The sequence below is a fragment of the Campylobacter gracilis genome, assembly GCF_001190745.1.
GTDB lineage: Bacteria > Campylobacterota > Campylobacteria > Campylobacterales > Campylobacteraceae > Campylobacter_B > Campylobacter_B gracilis.
Window position 1 is genome coordinate 2,199,139 of the sequence record NZ_CP012196.1, and the last position, 19,693, is coordinate 2,218,831.

The following is a 19,693-nucleotide window of genomic DNA, read 5'->3' on the forward strand; positions in this document are numbered from 1 at the left end:
CGATTTTAGCCAAAATTTGGCAAATCCGCTTTGATGATTATCAATCCGGATCCGCGCTGAAAGGATTTTTCAGAAAGATCGGGATGAAATTTATCAGATATAGCGCGACTGCGGCGATGAAAAGCGCCGAGGGGATCATCACGTATAAAACAAAGCTCTCGCCCGCAAAAACGGCTCTTAAAGTCCCCGCGCTCAGAGCCAAAACGAGCGCCGCGCGGCTTAGGCGCGGGAAGTTTAGCGGCGAAATTCCGCTGTGGCGCTGGCCGGCGATCATTCCCACGAAAAGTATCGCTCCGTAGATATAGCAGATCGCGATGACGTGCAGCGGCGCGGCAGCGTATCCCCCGCGTATCAGCTCCCAGCCCAACCACGCATAGCCCGCCGCGCACGCAGCTTGCAACGCGTAGTAAAACGCCATATAGTGGCGGCTTAGAATTTCGACGTAGTGAAGCTCGCGAAGTTTCGCCAAAAACAAAAACCCAATGCCAAGCGCGATAAATCCGCACGCCGGCTCGCTTAAAAATGGCGTCGCGAGCGCCAAAGCGAAGGCGAGGAAAGCGGCTAAATTTTTGTAGATAAAATTTGGAATAAAAACGGCGTCTTTGAGCCCCGCCTCTCTTAGCGCTTCGTTGCCGATTACCACGCTTATGCGGTAGCTTACGACGGCGATTGCCGCGACGTTGATATGCACGAAGCTAAGCAAAAACTTCTCATTCTCGCTCGCGCCATAGGCGGCAGAGCAGGCGCAAAACGCCGCAAGGACTGCCAGGATGCTAAAATTATTCGAGTTTTTATCCAGCCACAAAAGCCATGCCGCAAAGATGAAAAATACCGCCCAAAACAGCGCCGTAATCGCAGCCGCAAGCCGTAAATTTAAAAAGCTCGCGATAAAAGCTGCGATCAGGCAGGCGGCAAAGGCGAGCGAGACGGGCTTTAGCGAGCCCTCAAAATTCGTCCAATCGGGCAGCGCGGTAAGCAAAAACGCCGCGTAGATGCACGAAGGCGCCAAAAACAGAAAATAAAATTTATGAGCGGCGACATAATCGATCGCCAGTGCATCGGGTGCTAAAAAGCTAAGCGCGCCTAGCGCCGCAAAAAAGCAGGCGCAAAGAACGAAGGCGCGCATCGGATGGGAGAAAAAATTTCTCGCGCGCTCACCTTTAAATTTAGGCGCGTAAAAGCCTAGCCGCTGCGCCGGGCACGGCTCGGAATTTTTGAGCTCCTGCGACGAAACGGGCTCAGTTTGGTTTTGCGTGGAATTAACTTTGGAATCCTGATCGGAATTTTTAGAGCTCTGCGAGAAGGTTTGAACAGAACTCGGCTCGGCATGGCTTTGCGCGCGCGCGGATTTAAAATTTTGACTTTGATCGGAATTTTTGGCGCTTTGTAAGAAGCTTAGCGGGAAATTCCGTTCGGAATTTTTAATGTTCTGCAAAAAGCTCGGTTTGGAATTTGGCTCGTAGTTTCTGCCGCTTTGCGAAAAACCCTGAGTGGAATTTTGATCGTAGCTTTTACCGTTTTGTGAGAAGTCCTGCGCGAGGTTTTGATTTTTGAAACTTTGCGCAGGATCCGCCTCTAAATTTCGATCGGAATTTTTAGCGCTCTGCGGGAATTTCGGCTCAAAATTTCGGCCCGAATTTCCGAAACCTTGCATAGACCCAGCTTCCCTGCCGCGAGCGAAATTCCAAAAATTTCGTATAAAATTTAAAGCGAAAATTTTGAAATTTTGTGCGGGCTCTGTCTCTAGGCTCCGAGCAAAATTTTTAAAATTTTCTGTGAAATCGGGGGCGGAACGTCTGAAATTTCGTGCGGCTTCGCAGCCTCTGTGCCTGTGCCAGAGGCTAGGTCTGCACAGCGTGCCGGCCTCGCTCTCAAAGTAAGAACTACGCGGCGCGAGAATTTTACTTTCGAAGCCCAATCTGCGCGGTGTGGGGGCTTCGCGCCCAAAACCCGTCAAATTGCGCGGATTAGCGCTCTTGTCAGCACCTTCGCCGGCGCGGATTTGCTTTTTTAAATTTACAAATTGCGAGGCAGCGAGGTTAAATTTCTTTAAATTTACGGAGCCAAAATTCTTAAAATTGCACGCGTCGTGTAAAATCAAAAAATTCCGCACCGCACAAAAGGTGCCTAGAGCGGGATTTTGCTCGCTACCTAGCCCACTTGCATCGCAAAACAGCGAGCGATAGGCGCTCAATCCGCACGCATCAAAACTGCAACGCGGAAAGGCGTCTCGGTTCGCGCCAAATTTGTAGTACAAATGAACGCCCTGCTTCGCGTCAACGCGCCGCAAGTAAGTACTCGCGCTAGAGCCGCAGTATGCATCACCGCTAAATTTCGCCGAATTTCGCGCGGCAAAATCGCAGCGCCCTGCGCCGTTCAATAGCACGCTCACGCTATAATCGCAGTTCGCACGGCTGCGCAGTTCGTATTTCGGTGTGATAAAATCGCAGCGCCCTGTATCCTGTGAGAGGCTGTGTCTGCCCGCGCCCGGATCGCGATGCGCACCAAAGCTCCGTTTGCTCGCGCATAGGCCGCAACGTAAGTTTAAATTTCGTGCGGAACCTCCCTGTTCGCGCGCACTAAATATAAAATTTCTATTCATAATAGCTCACTCCCCTAAACTGCTCGCTTACCACGCGCTCTTCGTACTGCTCGTCGCGCGCGCTTAGCGGTTCGTCCAGGCTCACGATGCGCCTAAGCCCCATCCCTTTGGGCTCAAGCTCGATGATCTCGTGGCTTAGGCGTGCGGCTTCGAAGCGGTCGTGGGTCACCAAAAGGCAGGCAAGCCCCTCGTGCTCGATCTTTGAGACCAAAATTTCGATCAGCACGCCGCGCAGATCGCGATCTAGACCTACAAATGGCTCATCAAGCAGCGCCAGATCGCAGCCGCTAAGGATAGTGCGCAAAAACGCCGTGCGCTTTTGCATGCCGCCGCTTAGCTCGCGCGGGAATTTATTCAGATCGCTCGGGCTTAGCCCGATCTTTGCGGCAAGGGCGTAAATTTCGCTCACGCCCGCGGGGCTAAAAATTTCGATATTTTTAAGCGCCGTGAGGTTCGGCAGCAGGCGGTTTTCTTGAAACAAAAAGCTGATTTTCTTAAAGCCGTTTTCGATCTGCCCGCTTTTTTTATCCTCCAGCCCGCAGACCAGCCGCAAAAGCGAAGTCTTGCCGCAGCCGCTCGGGCCAAAGAGCGTCTTTACTTCGCCCGCGCGCAACTGCAAGGAAAAATCTGAAATTATAACGTCGCGCAGAATTTCGTAGCGCAGATTTGAAATTTTTAGCATCATCTGCTCCACGGCATCAGTAAAATTTGAAGCGGCTTGGTCACGAGATAATCGAAAAGCGCCGTAAAGGCTATGGCTAGGCACACATACGCCATGACCTCGACCGTATCGATATTGACGCGCGCTTCGGCGATCTTTGCGCCGATGCCGTCGTTCGCGCCCAAAAGCTCCGCCATTACAAGCACTTTCGCGCCGTTGCTGACCGCGACGTAAATCGCAGGGAGCAGCCGTTCGATTAGATGCGGCGCGTAGAGGTAGCGCAGTTTTTTAAAAAAGGAGCTTTTGTAGCTGTCGAAAAGCTCGGTGTATTCGGCGCTCACGCTAGCCATCGCCTGCGCCGCGGACGCAAAAGTCATCGGCGCGACGACGATAACGACGGTAAAAAGCACGCTTGTATCGCCGAAATGAAACCAAAATATCGCAAGCACGATCCAAACGATGGGCGGAGTCGAAAGAAGCACGGTAATTAGCGGATTTAGAAAGGCTCGCAGGCTTTTGAAATACCCTGCCGCAAGCCCGCTGCAAATCCCCGCAAAAAGCGCGAGAAAGGTGCCTGCAAGCGCGCGCTTAAGCGACAGGACTAGATCGTTTGCGGCGAAATTTTTTAAAATTTCGCACGCCTTAGAAAAAACAGCCGCGGGTTCGGGCAGGATGAGCGGCCCGTAAGCCTCGCTCGCCACCTGCCAGACGGCTATGAAAAAGCACACCGCCCCTAGGCTCGCAAAGCCGCCCCATAGATAGTCTATGACGTAAAATACGGGGTTTTGAGCTTTGCGAATTTTATCGATTTTTAGCATAGAAAAAACTCGTCCTTAGGCATCGCGCCGCCGATGAGCTTGGGGTTAAATTCCATCAAAATTTCATAAAATTTCAAAAGCTCGTCCTTGATCTCGCTAGGCTTTTTGACGCACAAATTCGACATATCGATGCTCATAAATATCGCAGGCGGCGGCGTAGGAAAGAAATTTGTCCCGATCGCCGCGGCGCTTTGTTTGTTTGCTTTGATCCACGCAAGCGCGTCTGCCAGATCGGCATTTAAAATTTCAAAATCTGCCTTTCTCGCGGCGTAAAAATCGGTATCGGCGATGATGCCTGCTTGCGGGATGATGGGCTTTACCGAAAACGCCTGCGCCCACATATCGCTTAAATTTGCCCCTCGCTGCACGGCGATGCCTGATACTTTGCCCTTTAAGATCATAGCGCTTGCTAGTGGCTCGACCGTGATCGCGACGTCGTAGTCTTTGGCCAAAAACAGCTGCGCGCTCTCTGCGGGGCTAGCGGTGTAGTCGATATTTAGCCCGCCAATGCCCTGCTTTTTCGCTATGGCTCGCACGATGATGTCCAGCATATCGTTTTTAAAAGGCATGACGATCTTTTTGCCCTTCAGCTGCGCAAATTCCGTTATCTTCTCGCCTTTGCTCATCACGAAATTTAGCCCCTCGGTGAGGATATTTACCATGCCGATCTTGCGCCCTTGATTTGCGAGGTTCACCCCCACGTTGCTAGGGCTCATCATAACCTTATACTCGCCGCTTGCTACGCCCGCGCGAAGCTGATCGGGATCGCGCCAAAGCTCAAGCTTCGCGTCGTATTTTTTGCCGATCTGCCCCTGCATGCACGCAACGCCGATGATGAGGCTAGGCATCGCGGGCGCGCCGTAGATAGTAAAAGCTTCCTTTGCAAAAAGAGGGCTAGCAAGCCCGCTAGCCGCCAACGCAGACGTTAGTTTTAAGAAATTTCTTCTTTGCATATTCTCCTCTTTTCATTCCTGCCAAACGGCAAGATTTTGATAATCGATGTGCAATTATATCAAAAATAGGAGTGATTCGGTTTGATTAAGCTCAATAGTCCGGTTTTAAATTTTAATGCGTTAAAATTTAAAACGCCCCGCAGCGGTAAAATTTTATGCTAAAATGGAGAAAATTTCAATTCAAGGACACAAAATGAGAAGCGACATCATCAAAAAAGGCTATACGCGCGCGCCGCACAGAAGCTTGCTAAGAGCGACGGGATAAAGGACAGCTATAATGGATGTTTTCGCATGCCAATAACTGCTTCAAAATTAGGTATTTAAAGCTATCCGTAATTTAAAAATAGTTATAATTTAAATTAAAAAGGCTTGCAATGGATTATAAAAAAGCATTTTACTCAAAACTAGAAGACTGCTACTTGGGTGCAAAGATCAAGGATACGAAAGATAAAAGCGGTTTTGGTAATCTTTTAAGCATAAAAGAGCGATACTTTGAGCATATTAAGCAAATTTTAGATAAGCGAATTCCGTCAACGGACGATTTTGACGAACACGAAATTTATAACAAGCTTTACACATTTTTCGACAGTTATCTAAACGAAACCGGCACGCCGTTTTTTACCGATACGCCTATTTATAAAAATATCTATGCAAAAATTTACTCAAATTCTAAAGACACGAGCCTATTTTATAAAACGCAAAATTTATACTACGTAAAATCGGACGTTATATATAAAAGTATGACGCTAAGCGATGAAAACGCTAAATTTGCAGTGGAATTTAACGCAGACGAGTTTCGCCGCTCAATCGATAACGTAAAATCAAAGCTAATTTTTAAATTCGCCGGACTAGACCAAGGTGCGAATTCACAGGCGCAAACTTCGCTAATCAAAATAAACGTAACGAATCAAAGCGAGCTATTTAAGGACTTAAAAAGCGTTTTTAAGCAAGGAAGCGGCGAATTTACGGACGATTTCCTAAAAGAGATAAAATTACTTAAAATCGACGAAGACGAGCTTAAAAAGGTATTTCGTAGCTACAAAAAGCAAAACGAAGTGGATTTTTTTATCCATAAAGACGCCGAGAATTTTTTGAAAGAGCAGTTCGAGTTATGGATGTTTAGCCATCTTTACGGCGATAGCGAGACACATAAGTGGCAGTCTTACGCGATTGAGAGATTACAAAAAATCCGCAATATCGCATTTGAATTAATCGAGATCATCGCCAAATTTGAAAATGAGCTAAAAGCGATTTGGCTAAAACCGAAATTCGCCAAAAATACTCAATACGTTTTTACGCTAGATTTAATCCCTAATTTCGATGTTTCGCTCGTTACCGACAAGCAAATTGCCGAGTGGAAAGAGTTAAATTTAGTCGACGTTAATTTCACCACCGATACCTTAAAAACAGAATTTGAAAAGTTTAAATTTCTACCGCTCGATACGAAATTTTTAAGCAATAAAAATAGACTGGATTTGCTTAGCAGGTTTGAAAATCTAGACGAAATTTTAAACGGCGAACTAGTAAAATCGGATAATTTTGCCGCGCTAAATACTCTGATGCCTCGTTATAAAGGTAAAATCGATCTCATCTATATCGATCCACCGTTTAACACGGGCTCGGACTTTGAGTATAAAGACCGCTTCCAAGATGCGACGTGGCTGACGTTAATGCAAAACCGCCTAGAGCTAGCACGTGAAATTTTAAGCGATCGCGGGAGCTTTTATTTACACCTTGATGAGAATGCCGACTTCTTAGGCAGAATGCTTTTAGACGAAATTTTCAATTTTGATGAGTGTAAAAAAATAACCTTTAACACAAATGCTACAAAGGACGAGGAAGCTGATTTGTTTGGTTATAAAAGCTTTGGTAATAATTTTGCGCTAAAGAGTTCGACTATATTTTTTATAAAAAATGGAAATAGTATATTTAATAAATTATGGAAACCGAACAGAAACATAAGTCAATTAAATTTAGGTCAGCTAGATCTAATAGCTGTGGCTAAAACAAATTGTCCCAAAAAAATAAAAGACTATAATTTTTTAATTGAACAATATGAAAACGATAAATTAAAATTACAAAGTGTTGATATTTCTAATGAAAAAATATATCCAGTAGGTGATATATGGAACGATATATATTCTTTTACGCAATCAGAGATGAGAGTTAGTGAAAATATTTCTTTTTATAGCTCACAAAAACCAGAACATATGATTAGACGTATTATACAAGCCAGCTCAAATCAAAACAATTTAGTTTTAGATTTTTTTACTGGAAGCGGAACTACTTGTTCGGTAGCTCATAAACTAAAAAGAAGATGGATCGGCATAGAAATGGGAAATCATTTCTATGAAAAGTATTTAAGTTTTAACAAAGAAAGCAAAACATTTGAGTATAGACTTGGCTTATTAGGTAGGATGAAAAATGTTTTAGCAGGAGATAAATCTTTTTTTGCTATGAATAAATCCAGAAGGTCGTCGCTATCTAATATCATTGGCTATAAAGGCGGTGGAGCGTTTAGATACTACGAACTGGAAAGTTACGAAGAGGCTTTAAATGAGTGTGAATACGCACTAGATGAGAACGGTGTAATAGATTATCGCAGATCACGTAAGCTCATAAAGAAGCTAAATAAGGGTGAAAAAGTGTGCCTTGATATGGTCGGATACAGAGGTGAATTTGACATTTTTTTGAGTTATTCAAATTTGACTGGCGCGAAAATCAAACGAATTTTTGCGCGTGACGACGTAGAGTGCGCGGAATTTGAAAACGGTGAAATAATGCAAAAAGATGACATCGATATGGCAAAATTTCCTAAAATCCGCGACCTAATCTGGTGGGAGTAAAATAAAATGAAAATCTTGACCGATAAACTAATCCTAGCCGAAATTTTAAAAGAGCGAAATTTGAGCGCGGAAGCAGACGCTCTGAATTTGAGCGATTTTTCTAAATTTAAGCTCACCGATTACCAACAAAGCGCGGTAAAAAGTGCGCTAAAAATCTTAGAGTTTTATTACGCAAGCCATCAAATTCGAGGTAGCGATAGTGCAAATTTGCACAGTTCAAATAATCAAAGCAAATTTAGCGAGCGCGAAATTTTGCTTAAAAATTACCGTAAATTTGGCGCAAATTTAAATACACACGAGATTAATCGCGCCAGTTTTTGGATGGCGACGGGAAGTGGAAAAACGATCGTAATGATAAAACTGATTTGGGCGATTTCGCGGCTGATTAAGTTTGATATTTTACCTAAAAAGCCAATTTTACTTCTTGCGCCGACCGAGCAGATTTTAAGCCAATTTAAAGAGCGAATAAATGAATTCAATCGCTATCAAAATGAGCAAATATACGCGCGCGATTTAAAAGATTTCGAGAGCGCGAATTCCGGGCTAAATTTATACGATACGACGCTTTTTATCGCCCGTAGCGATTTGCTGGAAAGTACCGAAAACACGAGTAAAAAAGATGCAGGTAAAAGGCTAAATTACGCAAATTTTAAAAATGAAAACGGCTGGTATATTTTACTAGATGAAGCGCATAAAGGGGACAGCACCGATTCCGTGCGAAAAGGCTACATAAACGAATTAGCAAGCGGTAAAAAAGACGAATTCCCTCGCGGATTTATCTTAAATTTTAGCGCGACTTTTACGGACGGAATTGATCTAAAAACCTGCGCATTTAACTATAATTTACAAAAATTTAACGACCAAGGCTATGGCAAAAATATCGCGATATTTGAAAATAAGCTAAATTTAGATGATTTAGAGCAAATTTTGCAAAGCTTTATAATTTTTACGTCGATTAAGATTTCAAATCGCCGAATTTCGCGAAGATTATCAGATGCCCTTTATCATGCGCCGCTAATCATCGCTGTATCGGATAAAGTAAATACGCAGGATGCCGGCATAAAACGGTATTTTGAGGCTATTTGCAAGGTGCTAACAAACGACGTAGATATCCCTAAAATAGTTGAAAATTTAGTCCAAATTTTAAATCAGCTTGAATTTGTTTTCGGCGGCGAGAAAATTGGCGATGAATTTATAAAAATAGTTAAAAATGTCGATGCAAAAACTATGCGTGAAGAGCTATTTTACTCACAAGGTATTTCAAGTTTAGAGGCTTGCATAATCAAAGGCAATGATAAAGAGGTGGCATTTAAAAGTAAAAACGCCGGTAAGCCTTTTATGCTACTAAATATCGGCGATACGAAAGGTTGGAAAAAAGAGTATCTAAACGAGCTTGGCGTGCAAAGTGAAATCGATGTAGATAGCGGTTTTTTCGCACATATTAACGAGCGAAATTCTCCGATAAATATAATGCTTGGAAGCAAAGTTTTTAGCGAGGGCTGGGATAGTAACCGCGTAAATTTGATAAGTTTTATAAATATAGGCTCGCGCTCGGCAAAAAAATACGTAACACAAACTATAGGACGAGGCGTTAGAATCGAACCTTTTAAAAACGAACGACGACGTTTGCAATACACAAGTAATTTTGCAGCTTTGGAATTTGATGAAAAAGAAAGGTTAAAAGAGCTTGCAAGCGGTCCAGAAACACTTTTTGTTTTTGCTAGTGACCCGAAAGCGATAGAGGCTATTTTGAGCGAATTGGAGCAATTTAAAACCGGTGAAATTTTAAAAGGCTTTAAAAAGTCGCAGACAATCAAACCGTTGCTTTTACCCCAATATGAAGACGAAGCCTGCGAATCAAAGCCCTATGTAATTTCACGCCCCGATTATAAAAATTTAAACAAGTTTATAAACTCTTACGATTTGGACGTTTTACTACTTAGCTCGGAGTTAAAAAGTCCCGATTTAGGACTTAGCACAATAAATAAAACGCTTAAAAAAGACGAAAAATTTATAAAAATTAGTGGAGCGACCGAAAAATTTCAAAACCCGAAATTTACACTATGCGAAATAGATAAATTCCATAAATTTAAAAATAAAAAATTAAAAGGTTTTAAAGAGGTTGAAAATGAAATTTCTCATTTTACAAAATTTAGCACGACGTTTGACAAAGACGAAATATCAAAGATTAACGAAGCGATTTTAAATTTATTGAAATCTAAAAGCGAAGATGAGCTTATAGATGAGTTAGAAAGCAAAAAAATTACGTCTAGAGAGTTTGCTAATTTAATAAAACAAAATAAAAAGGATTGTAAAATTTTAGGCTTTAAACTAGATGCTAATTTGGCTCGCCATTACTATAATCCACTTGTGATAGATGCCGATAATAAAGCGCAAATAGTATATGCGATAAGCGAAAAAAGCGAAATAGAATTTTTGGAGGATTTAAAGACCGGTCTAAATGCGCTTGACGGCTTTGAATGGAATTTTTGTAAAATAGTTCAAAACGTAGATGAAATTTACGTGCCGTATTTTGATGAAGAAGAGCAAATTTGGCGTAAATTTTATCCCGACTTCATATTTTGGCTAAAACAAGATGAGATTTACGAGATAGTTTTCGTCGATCCAAAAGGCCTAAAACACGGCGAAGGTGCGAGATTTAAAGCAAATGGGTTTGAAATGATTTTCGGCAGTAAAAATTTAGAATTTAATGACAATAAAATTATTGTAAAACTCGCCTACTACAATAAAGACCCGCACATCCCACAAGGGCTTGAAAAATATGTTTTTTCAAGCATAAATGAAATTTTCAAAACCGAGCGGAAAATTTAGTTTTATTTAGTTACAATCGGCACAAAAAATTTAATTAAAAAGGATCAAATTTGAGAAGCGACATCATTAAAAAAGGCTATACGCGCGCGCCGCACAGAAGCTTGCTAAGAGCGACCGGGCTAAAGGACGAAGACTTTGAAAAGCCGTTTATCGGCGTAGCAAACAGCTTCATAGAGATCATCCCGGGACACTTTTTCCTCAACAAATACTCCGAAATTTTAAAAGACGAGATCCGCAAAAACGGCTGCGTGCCGTTTGAGTTTAACTGCATCGGCGTGGACGACGGCATCGCGATGGGACACAGCGGGATGCTTTATAGCCTGCCTAGCCGCGAGCTGATCGCAAACTCGATCGAAACGGTGATGAACGCCCATGCCCTGGACGCTCTGGTCTGCATGCCAAACTGCGATAAAATCGTACCCGGCATGGTGATGGGCGCGCTTCGCGTGAACGTACCGACGGTTTTTGTTAGCGGCGGCCCGATGAAAAAGGGCTACACTAAAAAAGGCGAGCCGATCGACCTGTCTACGGCGTTTGAGGCGGTGGGTAAATTTGAAACCAAAGAGATCAGCGCCGAGGAGCTAAAAGAGATCGAGTGCGCCGCCTGTCCGAGCGGAGGCAGCTGCTCGGGGATGTTTACGGCAAACTCGATGAATACGCTGTGCGAAGCGATGGGTATCGCGCTAAAAGGCAACGGCACCGTGCCTGCGCTTACGCCAGAGCGCGAGGAGCTCATCCGCAAGGCGGGACGCCGAATTTGCCAAATCGCGCTGGATGAAAAATACAAAATCCGCAATATCGTGAATGAAAAATCGATCCAAAACGCCCTAGTCGTCGATATGGCGATGGGCGGCAGCAGCAACACTGTGCTGCACATCCTGGCTATCGCGCGTGAAGCGGGGGTAAATTTACAGATCGCGGGGCTCAACGAGATCAGCCGCAAGATCGCCCACATCGCCAAAATCAGCCCGAGCTTGCCAAATATTCACATGGAGGACATCGACCGCGCGGGCGGCCTAAGCGCCGTAATAAATGAAATTTCGCGCCGCGACAACGGGCTACTGGGTCTAGACGCGCTAACGGTAAGCGGCGAAAGCCTAGGCGAGCGTGTCGGAGCTAGCGCCATAAAAGACGAATCGATCATCCGTAAGGTCGAAAACGCTTACTCGCAGGTCGGCGGGCTGGCGATTTTGTTTGGGAATTTAGCCGAGCAGGGCTGTGTCATAAAAACCGCGGGCATCATAGGTGAGCGCAAATTTAGCGGCAAGGCCGTGTGCTTTAACAGCCAAGACGAGGCGATAGAGGGCATCTCAAACGGCAAGGTAAATAAGGGCGACGTGGTCGTCATCCGCTACGAAGGGCCGCGCGGAGGTCCCGGCATGCAGGAGATGCTAAGCCCAACGAGCCTAATCATGGGGCGAGGGCTGGGCGCGGACGTGGCGCTGATCACGGACGGCAGATTTAGCGGTGCTACGAGAGGGTTAAGCGTCGGACACGTAAGCCCAGAAGCTGCCGAGGGCGGCATGATCGGACTGCTACAAGACGGCGACATCATCGATATCGACGTAGATATGTACGCGATCAACGTACGCCTAAGCGAGGAAGAGATCGCCGCGCGAAGGGCTAAATTTAAGCCGATAGAAAAGCCACTACCGTTTCGCTGGCTACGAATGTATCGCAAGCTAGTAACGAACGCTAGCAACGGAGCGATTTTGGAGGCGTAGAATTTAAAATCGGCAGGTATCGTAGTTTTAAAAATTTAAATAAGGAATGATTTTTATGTTTGAGGGAAATTTTACTTATAAGGATTTGAAACTAGTAGATGATGAGATAGACGCGCTTTCAAATTTTAAAAACCTAAATAAACAATGGTGCCATGCACATAACATAAATAAAATTATTGATAAATTTAAGCATAAAATAAGTATAGGATGGGGAATTGAGTGTATAGAGAACCTCCTGACAAAATGTATTAAATACGAAAACAAAATCGATAAAATCAGATCGTATGTGAAAGACATAATGGATAATAAATATAATCTTTTATCAGAGGAATCAAAAAAGGATATTGATGAAATCTATATTTCACTAACTTACCTTAAAGAAAATGGTATAAATTCTATAAGTATATATACAATAAAGAAGCTATCAACTGATTATGAAAAAATACTTAGAATATTAAAAACACAAAAAGAAATTGCTAAAAAATCAATAAAAACTATAGATATTGAGGATAAAAAGAAACTTTATACAAAATTTCTTAAAAACGAGAGTGAAATATATAGAATTTATAATAATTTACCGGATAAATTTATCAAAGACAAAAAAACATATATAAGCCATGTTTCAAATTCTATGTTAAGCGACGCAAAAGAAATCATAGCAAAAGGTATAAAATATAAAATATTTTCTGTATTAAATTTTGTAGTTTTTGGAGCGCTTCTTTGCATACCATATTTTTTAGAGCTAAGAAGAGTGCCGGAAATTTCTATAGGCAGCATACCTATATCTTTAGTTGCAGTTTTTGCTATTGCTGTATTTTTGACTTTATATTTTTGTATTCTTGTATTTTTACAAAATTACTTTTTATTTAGATGCTGGTACGAAAGTAAAAATAAAATCAAATACTGTTTTATAGGAGTAGATTTTGTTGCAATACTATTAATGGCCCTTTTTCCACTAATTTATTACATATTAAATTTATCGTATTCTTCACATAGATGTCTTAATGATATAGGTTGTTTATTTGGAAGATGTCTAGGTTTGCATGCAATATTACTAGTATACTTTTTTTGTAAATTTTGGTGGGATAATAAAGATGAATTGAGCAATATTTTTCTAGCTGCTTTTTTAATATTTATTTCCGATTTGCTAATATTGATAGCTATTTATTTTAACTATGCAGATGAATACATTCTTATAGTGGTTTCTATGGCGATTCTTTCTTTTTTAATAAGACTTCTTCAAATTAGTAGACAATTCGCATACAGAGTTCTTTTATTTGTATTATCTTTTATGGCTTTAGTATTTTTACTATTTGCTAGTAATAGTGGATTTTTTGTTAGAGTTGTAGGTCTGGCGAATTACCAAACCGACTTTGATATCAAAAAAGAAAATATACCGGAATACGTAAATTTAGAAAATATCAATAAATGCAAAAATACGCAGGATAAAGACATAAATTTTATAAAATATACTTGCATATCTGACGAAATGCCAAGTTCGACGGTAAAATTTAAAAACATCCTCGTAAAAGTAAAATCAGACGGCAGATATTGGCTAGAAGTCGTAGCAAAAGATCAAAATAAAAGTAAAATAAATGATTATAGATTTTGGATTTCGGAGAAAAATATTATAAACTAAATAAAATACTGTTAAAACTTTATACTAATTTTAGTAATATCAAATTTTAACTATATCTTCGAATTTATCATTCGCTATTTCAAAAATCGCTTTGATATTTTCCTTCGTATAGAGCTTATCTTTGCGCCAGTTTACCGCGTAGTCGTAGGCTAAATTTACAATCTCGTCTAGCGTCTCGCCTTTGATGCCGACGATTTTTATGGCGAACGAGGTCAAATTTCGCCTATCCGCGAGTAAAGTCTAGATATTTCGGGTGATCGTAGGCAGTTTGTTAGCAGGCTTTGGCGCACATTTGGCATTTGGTTGCAGCCTACTTAATTATTTCACTAGACCGCCGTATTTCTCGCTACGTACGTGGATCTTGCTGTGTTTATGGTGTTGGCGTCTACACCAGGATCAAGCAAGCAAATTCATTAGGTTACATATAGACAAACCGCATTGCCATTAAGTTTTAAATCCTAAATCTACAAATCCCGCGGATCGGCGATCTTACCTGCGACGGCGCTAGCTGCGGCGACGGCGGAGTTTGCCAGATATACTTCGCTCGTTCTATCGCCCATGCGGCCGACGAAATTTCGATTGGTCGTGCTTACGCAGCGCTCGCCCACGCCCAAAATCCCCATATATCCGCCCAAGCACGCGCCGCAGGTCGGGTTACTCACGACTGCGCCCGCTTCCACGAAAATATCCCACAGCCCCTCTTTTTGCGCGGCTAAAGCAATCTTTTGCGTCGCAGGCGTGATGATGAGGCGGGTTTTGCGCGCGACCTTGCGACCTTTTAAAATTTGCGCGGCGATCCGCAGATCGGAGAGTCTGCCGTTGGTGCAGCTGCCGATAAAGACCTGATCGACGGCGATGTCATCGCGCACCGCCTCGCGCACGCTCTTGCCGTTGCTAGGCAGGAACGGATACGCAATCACCGGATCAAGCTTGCTAACATCGATCTGTAAAATTTGCTCATAGTTCGCGCCCTCGTCGGAGTAGTGAAATTTCGGCTCGGCGCGCAAATTTTTATCCGCCAAAAATTCCTTCGTGATCTCATCGACCGCGACGATACCGCTCTTGCCGCCCGCTTCGATTGCCATATTGCAAAGCGAAAATCTGCTATCCATATCCAGATACTCCAGCGCGTCGCCACAGAATTCCAAAGCTTTATAGCGCGCGCCGTCCACGCCGATGAGGCGGATCACTTCTAGGATCAGATCCTTGCCGTAGATGTGCGGTGCGGGCTTGCCGTGAAAGATCACTTTGATCGTAGGAGGTACTTTGAACCAATTCTTGCCCGTTATCATCGCGAAAGCTAGATCGGTGCTGCCCATGCCCGTCGCAAATGCCCCAAGCGCACCGTGGGTACAGGTGTGGCTGTCCGCGCCGATGATGACATCGCCGGGTACTACGAGCCCCTTTTCAGGCATCAGCGCGTGCTCGATACCCATATCCTTTTCGTCGAAGTAGTTTTTCAAATCATGCTTGTAAGCAAACTCGCGTGAAATTTTAGCTTGGTTTGCACTTAAAATGTCTTTCGTAGGGATGTAGTGATCCATCACGATCGCAAAGCCGTCCGGGTTGGCGAGCTTTTTTGCGCCGCTAAGCTCGAACTGCTTGATCGAAATCGGCGTCGTAATGTCGTTGCCGATGACCATATCAATGGTGCTTTCGATGATCTGTCCCGCAAAAACGGCCTTGCCCACGTGCTCGCTAAAGATTTTCTCCGTGATCGTCTGCTTCATAAAATCTCCTTTGTATCGGTTAAATTTGCGCGATTTTAGCTAAAAAATCATAAATTTTTGCAATTTTATGTATAATTGAGCCGCAAGGAGCGAGACGATGGAAATTTTAGATATTTTTGCAAACCGCAGAAGCGTAAGAAAATATACGGATACGCCGCTTGAGGACGAGGCGCTGGATAAAATTTTAAAAGCGGGCCTGCTTGCGCCGTCGGGGCATGCACGCCGCCCGTGGGAGTTCATCCTCGTGCGCGACAAACGGATGCTTGAGCGGCTAAGCGCGTGCCGCAGCAGCGGAGCGAATATGCTAAAACAGGCCGCGGCCGCGATCGTCGTGATCGCAGATGAGCAGAAACAGGACGTCTGGATCGAGGACTGCTCGGTAGCGCTAGGCTACATGCATCTTGCCGCAAGCGCGCTAAATCTCGGCAGCTGCTGGGTGCAGGCAAGGCTGCGCGCCGCCGCGGACGGACGCAGCTGCGAGGAGTTTTTGCGCGAGGCGCTGGGCTTTCCGCCAAATTTCAAAGCAGAAGCGATACTAGCCCTCGGCGTACCGCAACAGCGCCCGAGCCCGCACGATCTGCAGAAGCTAAATTTAAGCAAAATCCACAAAGAGAAATTTTAACGCGTATGAAGTATCAAAACTTAATTCAAATTTGCGAGTACCTATGCGCCAAACGCTTCCTTTCGCACATTAAGCGCGTAGGGGATAACCTTTTTAAAGTCTGCTTTGACGGCAACGAGACGCTGTTTTTTGATATGAATAAATCAGGCTGCAATATCCACGAAAATGACGCTTTTACCGAAGGCAAGGTTTACGCGGCGCCCTTTGACGTGCTACTTGCCAAGCGCTTCGTAAAATCGCGCATCACTTCCGTTAGCGTGCCAGAAAATAATAGAATTTTATGCCTTAGCGTAAGCCAAAACGCAAGCTACAAAACCCAAAGCTCAAATATCTACTTCGAATTTACCGGGCGTTTTACAAACGTAATAATCACCGATGAAAACGATGTGATTTTAGAGGCGCTACGCCACTTCGAGACGGAATTTAGACAGATCAAGGTAGGAAGAAAACTCCGCCATCTGCCGCCTGCAAATATTAAAGAAGCCCCCGTGCCAAAAATTTCGGACTTTAGAGCATTTTTCCGCGCGGAATTTAACGCGCTAAATGCGGATCGCTTAAACTCGCTCAAATCCGCAAAAATCACGGCACTAAATAAAAAGCTAGACTCGGTGCGCGAGGCTTTAGGCTCTTTGCAAAGCAGCGCCGAACTACTGCGAAGTGCCGAGCTTTTAGGTGCGAAAGCTGCCTTGCTAAAGGAAAATATCTATAAAATTCCAACTAGCGCGCGAGAATTTACGCTGCAAAAAGAAGACGCCGAAGCGGTAGAATTTAAACTGCAAAAGCCTGCAAGCGCCACTTTGGGCGAGCTTTACTCCGAGGCAAAGCGTCTGCGCCAAAAGGCTGCAAATATCCATATCGAAGAGCAAAATTTAAAGGAGAAACTCGCGTTTTATGAGAATTTAAAATCGCTCGTCCTTGCTGCACAGGACGCACACGAGATCGAAATTCTAATGCCTAAGCGCACGCAAACTAGGCAAAAAAGCAAGGAAAAAAATAGCGAATATGTAGCGAACTTTTATCTAGGAGATTTTAAAATCAGCGTCGGTAAAAACGAAAAAGGCAATGAGCTCTTACTAAAAAATAGCTCCAAGTCCGACCATTGGTTTCATCTTAAGGATATTCCAAGCGCACACGTCATCGTAAAGACAAATAAGCAAAGTCTAAGCGAAGAGGTGATCGAATTCGCCGCTAAAATTTGCGTGAGCTTCAGTGCAAGCGGCAGCGGAAAATATCTCGTCGATTACACCAAACGTCAAAATGTCAAAATCAACGAAGGTGCTTTCGTAAACTACGTAAATTTTAAAACAATCAGCGTTTTAAAGCCGTAATAAGCGAGCTTGCAGTATAATTATTCAAAATAAATTCCAAGGAAATTCTATGAAGCAAAGAATAATCACGGCAAGCATTTTACTCGCCGTATTTTTAGCTCTAATTCTCATAAACGCCAGGTGGCTAAATTTCGCCGTATTTGCGCTGATACTCGTGCTGGCGTTTTTTGAAAGCCTCAAATTATGGGGTCTGGAGGAAACAAGCAAAAAGTGGCTCGCGCTGGCGATCGCGTTTTTTGCGCTGCTACCATTTACGCAGACCGACGAACCCTTCGTCTCAGCGCTAAAAGTTAGCATCCTGATGATCCTATGCGTCGCCTCTGTCGTAGCCTTTACCAAGGGCCCTAGCCTAAAGATCACGCTTCCTTTTATCTATCCCGTTGCGCCGATATTTTTTATGTGGGCGGCTTATGATGATTTCGGGGAAGTTTTTCACTTCGTTTGGCTGATCTTTATTATCGTAGCTAGCGATAGCGGCGCATATTTTATCGGAAGAGCCTTTGGCAAAACTCCGCTAAGCGCTAGCTCGCCGAATAAAACCGTAGAAGGCGTGCTAGGTGGTCTTGCGCTCGCGCTTATCGTTAGCCTCATTTATGCGCGCATCTTTACCAATATGCCACCGCTTGAAATTTTAGGAAAGACCATCATCATAGCAATTTTTGGCGTGTTCGGCGATCTGTTTGAGAGCTACCTAAAGCGCGCGGCGGGTCTTAAAGACAGCGGCGCGCTCTTTCCCGGACACGGCGGGATCTTAGACCGCATCGACGGCTATATGTTCGGCGCAATCGCGATGGCGATAGTCTATTCATGGTAGTTTTAGGCTCCACGGGCTCTATCGGCACAAACACCCTAGACGTAGCCGCGCGTAGCGGCAGTATGATCGAAGCGCTTAGCTGCGGGCGCAATATCAAGCTTTTAAACGAACAGATCGCAAAATTTCATCCAAAGCTCGTCTGTATCGCGGACGCGCAGCAAAAAAGCGAGGTAGATCACGAGCGCGTATTTTGCGGCGCGGATGGAATTTTGCAGATGCTTGCGGAGTGCAAAAGCACGACCGTGGTAAACGCTCTCGTAGGCTTTGCGGGCATGATGCCTAGCCTAAAAACCCAAGAGCTCGGAAAGAGACTGTGTCTCGCCAACAAAGAAAGCCTGGTCGTCGGCGGGAAATTTCTGCAAACGGATAAAATTTACCCGATCGACAGCGAACATTTCGGACTGAAATTTTTACTTAGCAACGCTAAAACCCCCGTTTCGCGCCTAATCATCACGGCTAGCGGCGGCGCGTTTTATGACGTGCCGCTAACGCAGCTGGGTTCGCTCACGCCGCAAAACGCCCTCAAGCACCCCAACTGGAAGATGGGCGCGAAGATCACGATCGACAGCGCCACGATGGCGAATAAGCTCTTTGAGGTGATCGAGGCGTTTTGGCTCTACGGTACGCGCGAGATCGATGCGCTTATCGAGCGCACCTCGCAGATCCACGCGCTGGTCGAATTCGCAGACGGCTCTACGACGGCGCATATTAGCAGGGCTGACATGCGGCTAGCCATCGCGCACGCGATGTTTAGCGGCGACGTACGGGAGCAGATCGCCGCGCCCGTAGATCTGTGCTCGCTACGACCGATAGAATTTAAACCGATCGACGAGATGAAATTTCAAATTTTTACCCTCAAAGACGCGCTGTTAGCAAACCCCGATCTCGGCATCGTCATCAACGCCGCAAACGAAGCGGGCGTAAATGCGTTTTTGCAGCAGCGGTGCCGCTTCACCGACATTGCGCGTGTCGTGCTAAAGTGCGCGGAAAAATTTAACTCGCCTAGCGTGACGGATGCGGACGCGCTTGTAGCGGTGGATGCGAGCGTGCGAGCGTATGCAAACGAACTGCTGAAATAAGCTTTCCTATCGCGAGATTTTTATATACTGCGACTTGAGCTTGAC

The 19,693-nt window shown here is 44.3% G+C and carries 15 protein-coding genes; 9 read left to right on the forward strand and 6 right to left on the reverse strand.

Going from position 1 to position 19,693, the window contains the following annotated elements; translation table 11 throughout:
* Window positions 1-40: 40 nt before the first annotated feature.
* The 4 genes from CGRAC_RS11620 to CGRAC_RS10905 are packed head-to-tail and all read right to left on the reverse strand — an operon-like array spanning window position 41 to window position 5,034.
* Window positions 41-2,602 carry an NnrS family protein gene (locus CGRAC_RS11620; RefSeq protein WP_005872762.1) on the reverse strand — a complete coding sequence of 854 codons (2,562 nt, stop codon included), beginning with the start codon at window positions 2,600-2,602 and terminating at the stop codon, window positions 41-43.
* Entirely contained in the window at window positions 2,595-3,284 is a 690-nt protein-coding gene (locus CGRAC_RS10895) for an ATP-binding cassette domain-containing protein (RefSeq protein WP_172539840.1), read from the reverse strand. The genes CGRAC_RS11620 and CGRAC_RS10895 overlap by 8 nt, the downstream gene beginning before the upstream one ends.
* A complete protein-coding gene (locus CGRAC_RS10900) occupies window positions 3,284-4,081 on the reverse strand; it encodes an ABC transporter permease (RefSeq protein ID WP_005872764.1) in 798 nt (265 codons plus the stop codon). The genes CGRAC_RS10895 and CGRAC_RS10900 overlap by 1 nt, the downstream gene beginning before the upstream one ends.
* On the reverse strand, window positions 4,075-5,034 hold the full coding sequence (locus CGRAC_RS10905; protein WP_005872765.1) for an ABC transporter substrate-binding protein: 960 nt from the start codon (window positions 5,032-5,034) through the stop codon (window positions 4,075-4,077). Before CGRAC_RS10905 ends, CGRAC_RS10900 begins: the two co-directional genes overlap by 7 nt.
* A gap of 374 nt (window positions 5,035-5,408) precedes the next feature.
* On the opposite strand from CGRAC_RS10905, the gene CGRAC_RS10910 reads away from it, so the two are divergent.
* The 4 genes from CGRAC_RS10910 to CGRAC_RS10925 are packed head-to-tail and all read left to right on the forward strand — an operon-like array spanning window position 5,409 to window position 14,075.
* Window positions 5,409-7,880: a DNA methyltransferase gene (locus tag CGRAC_RS10910; protein WP_005872766.1), complete on the forward strand. Its 2,472-nt coding sequence runs from the start codon at window positions 5,409-5,411 to the stop codon at window positions 7,878-7,880.
* Between the two features lie 6 nt (window positions 7,881-7,886).
* A complete protein-coding gene (locus CGRAC_RS10915; protein WP_005872767.1) occupies window positions 7,887-10,712 on the forward strand; it encodes a DEAD/DEAH box helicase family protein in 2,826 nt (941 codons plus the stop codon).
* Window positions 10,713-10,762: 50 nt separating this feature from the next.
* Entirely contained in the window at window positions 10,763-12,436 is a 1,674-nt protein-coding gene (gene ilvD / locus CGRAC_RS10920; protein ID WP_005872768.1) for a dihydroxy-acid dehydratase, read from the forward strand.
* Between the two features lie 55 nt (window positions 12,437-12,491).
* Window positions 12,492-14,075, forward strand: a complete 1,584-nt coding sequence (locus CGRAC_RS10925) for a hypothetical protein (RefSeq protein ID WP_005872769.1) — start codon at window positions 12,492-12,494, stop codon at window positions 14,073-14,075.
* Between the two features lie 39 nt (window positions 14,076-14,114).
* Here the strand turns inward: CGRAC_RS10925 and CGRAC_RS12110 are convergent, their stop codons facing one another.
* Window positions 14,115-14,291 carry a hypothetical protein gene (locus CGRAC_RS12110; RefSeq protein WP_005872771.1) on the reverse strand — a complete coding sequence of 59 codons (177 nt, stop codon included), beginning with the start codon at window positions 14,289-14,291 and terminating at the stop codon, window positions 14,115-14,117.
* A 37-nt stretch (window positions 14,292-14,328) separates the two neighbouring features.
* On the opposite strand from CGRAC_RS12110, the gene CGRAC_RS12115 reads away from it, so the two are divergent.
* A complete protein-coding gene (locus tag CGRAC_RS12115) occupies window positions 14,329-14,523 on the forward strand; it encodes a hypothetical protein (protein WP_407637291.1) in 195 nt (64 codons plus the stop codon).
* Window positions 14,524-14,539: 16 nt separating this feature from the next.
* Here the strand turns inward: CGRAC_RS12115 and CGRAC_RS10930 are convergent, their stop codons facing one another.
* Window positions 14,540-15,805, reverse strand: coding sequence for a 3-isopropylmalate dehydratase large subunit (locus CGRAC_RS10930; protein WP_005872772.1), 1,266 nt, complete (start codon window positions 15,803-15,805; stop codon window positions 14,540-14,542).
* A 97-nt stretch (window positions 15,806-15,902) separates the two neighbouring features.
* Between CGRAC_RS10930 and CGRAC_RS10935 the strand changes: the two genes are divergently transcribed.
* Genes CGRAC_RS10935 through dxr form a run of 4 tightly spaced genes read left to right on the forward strand, consistent with a single transcriptional unit; the run spans window position 15,903 to window position 19,648 of the window.
* Complete coding sequence (locus CGRAC_RS10935; protein ID WP_005872774.1) at window positions 15,903-16,427, forward strand: nitroreductase family protein; 525 nt, start codon at window positions 15,903-15,905, stop codon at window positions 16,425-16,427.
* Window positions 16,428-16,432: 5 nt separating this feature from the next.
* Entirely contained in the window at window positions 16,433-17,755 is a 1,323-nt protein-coding gene (locus CGRAC_RS10940) for an NFACT RNA binding domain-containing protein (protein ID WP_005872776.1), read from the forward strand.
* A 49-nt stretch (window positions 17,756-17,804) separates the two neighbouring features.
* Window positions 17,805-18,569, forward strand: a complete 765-nt coding sequence (locus tag CGRAC_RS10945; RefSeq protein ID WP_005872778.1) for a phosphatidate cytidylyltransferase — start codon at window positions 17,805-17,807, stop codon at window positions 18,567-18,569.
* Window positions 18,563-19,648 carry a 1-deoxy-D-xylulose-5-phosphate reductoisomerase gene (dxr, locus tag CGRAC_RS10950; RefSeq protein WP_005872780.1) on the forward strand — a complete coding sequence of 362 codons (1,086 nt, stop codon included), beginning with the start codon at window positions 18,563-18,565 and terminating at the stop codon, window positions 19,646-19,648. Before CGRAC_RS10945 ends, dxr begins: the two co-directional genes overlap by 7 nt.
* Window positions 19,649-19,693: the final 45 nt, after the last annotated feature.

Excerpts from the sequence above, each read along its gene's own strand:
- CGRAC_RS11620 (WP_005872762.1), bottom strand. The coding sequence starts at position 2,602 with ATGAATAGAAATTTTATATTTAGTGCGCGCGAACAGGGAGGTTCCGCA.
- CGRAC_RS10895 (WP_172539840.1), bottom strand. The coding sequence starts at position 3,284 with ATGCTAAAAATTTCAAATCTGCGCTACGAAATTCTGCGCGACGTTATA.
- CGRAC_RS10900 (WP_005872764.1), bottom strand. The coding sequence starts at position 4,081 with ATGCTAAAAATCGATAAAATTCGCAAAGCTCAAAACCCCGTATTTTAC.
- CGRAC_RS10905 (WP_005872765.1), bottom strand. The coding sequence starts at position 5,034 with ATGCAAAGAAGAAATTTCTTAAAACTAACGTCTGCGTTGGCGGCTAGC.
- CGRAC_RS10910 (WP_005872766.1), top strand. The coding sequence starts at position 5,409 with ATGGATTATAAAAAAGCATTTTACTCAAAACTAGAAGACTGCTACTTG.
- CGRAC_RS10915 (WP_005872767.1), top strand. The coding sequence starts at position 7,887 with ATGAAAATCTTGACCGATAAACTAATCCTAGCCGAAATTTTAAAAGAG.
- CGRAC_RS10925 (WP_005872769.1), top strand. The coding sequence starts at position 12,492 with ATGTTTGAGGGAAATTTTACTTATAAGGATTTGAAACTAGTAGATGAT.
- CGRAC_RS10930 (WP_005872772.1), bottom strand. The coding sequence starts at position 15,805 with ATGAAGCAGACGATCACGGAGAAAATCTTTAGCGAGCACGTGGGCAAG.
- CGRAC_RS10935 (WP_005872774.1), top strand. The coding sequence starts at position 15,903 with ATGGAAATTTTAGATATTTTTGCAAACCGCAGAAGCGTAAGAAAATAT.
- CGRAC_RS10940 (WP_005872776.1), top strand. The coding sequence starts at position 16,433 with ATGAAGTATCAAAACTTAATTCAAATTTGCGAGTACCTATGCGCCAAA.
- CGRAC_RS10945 (WP_005872778.1), top strand. The coding sequence starts at position 17,805 with ATGAAGCAAAGAATAATCACGGCAAGCATTTTACTCGCCGTATTTTTA.
- dxr (WP_005872780.1), top strand. The coding sequence starts at position 18,563 with ATGGTAGTTTTAGGCTCCACGGGCTCTATCGGCACAAACACCCTAGAC.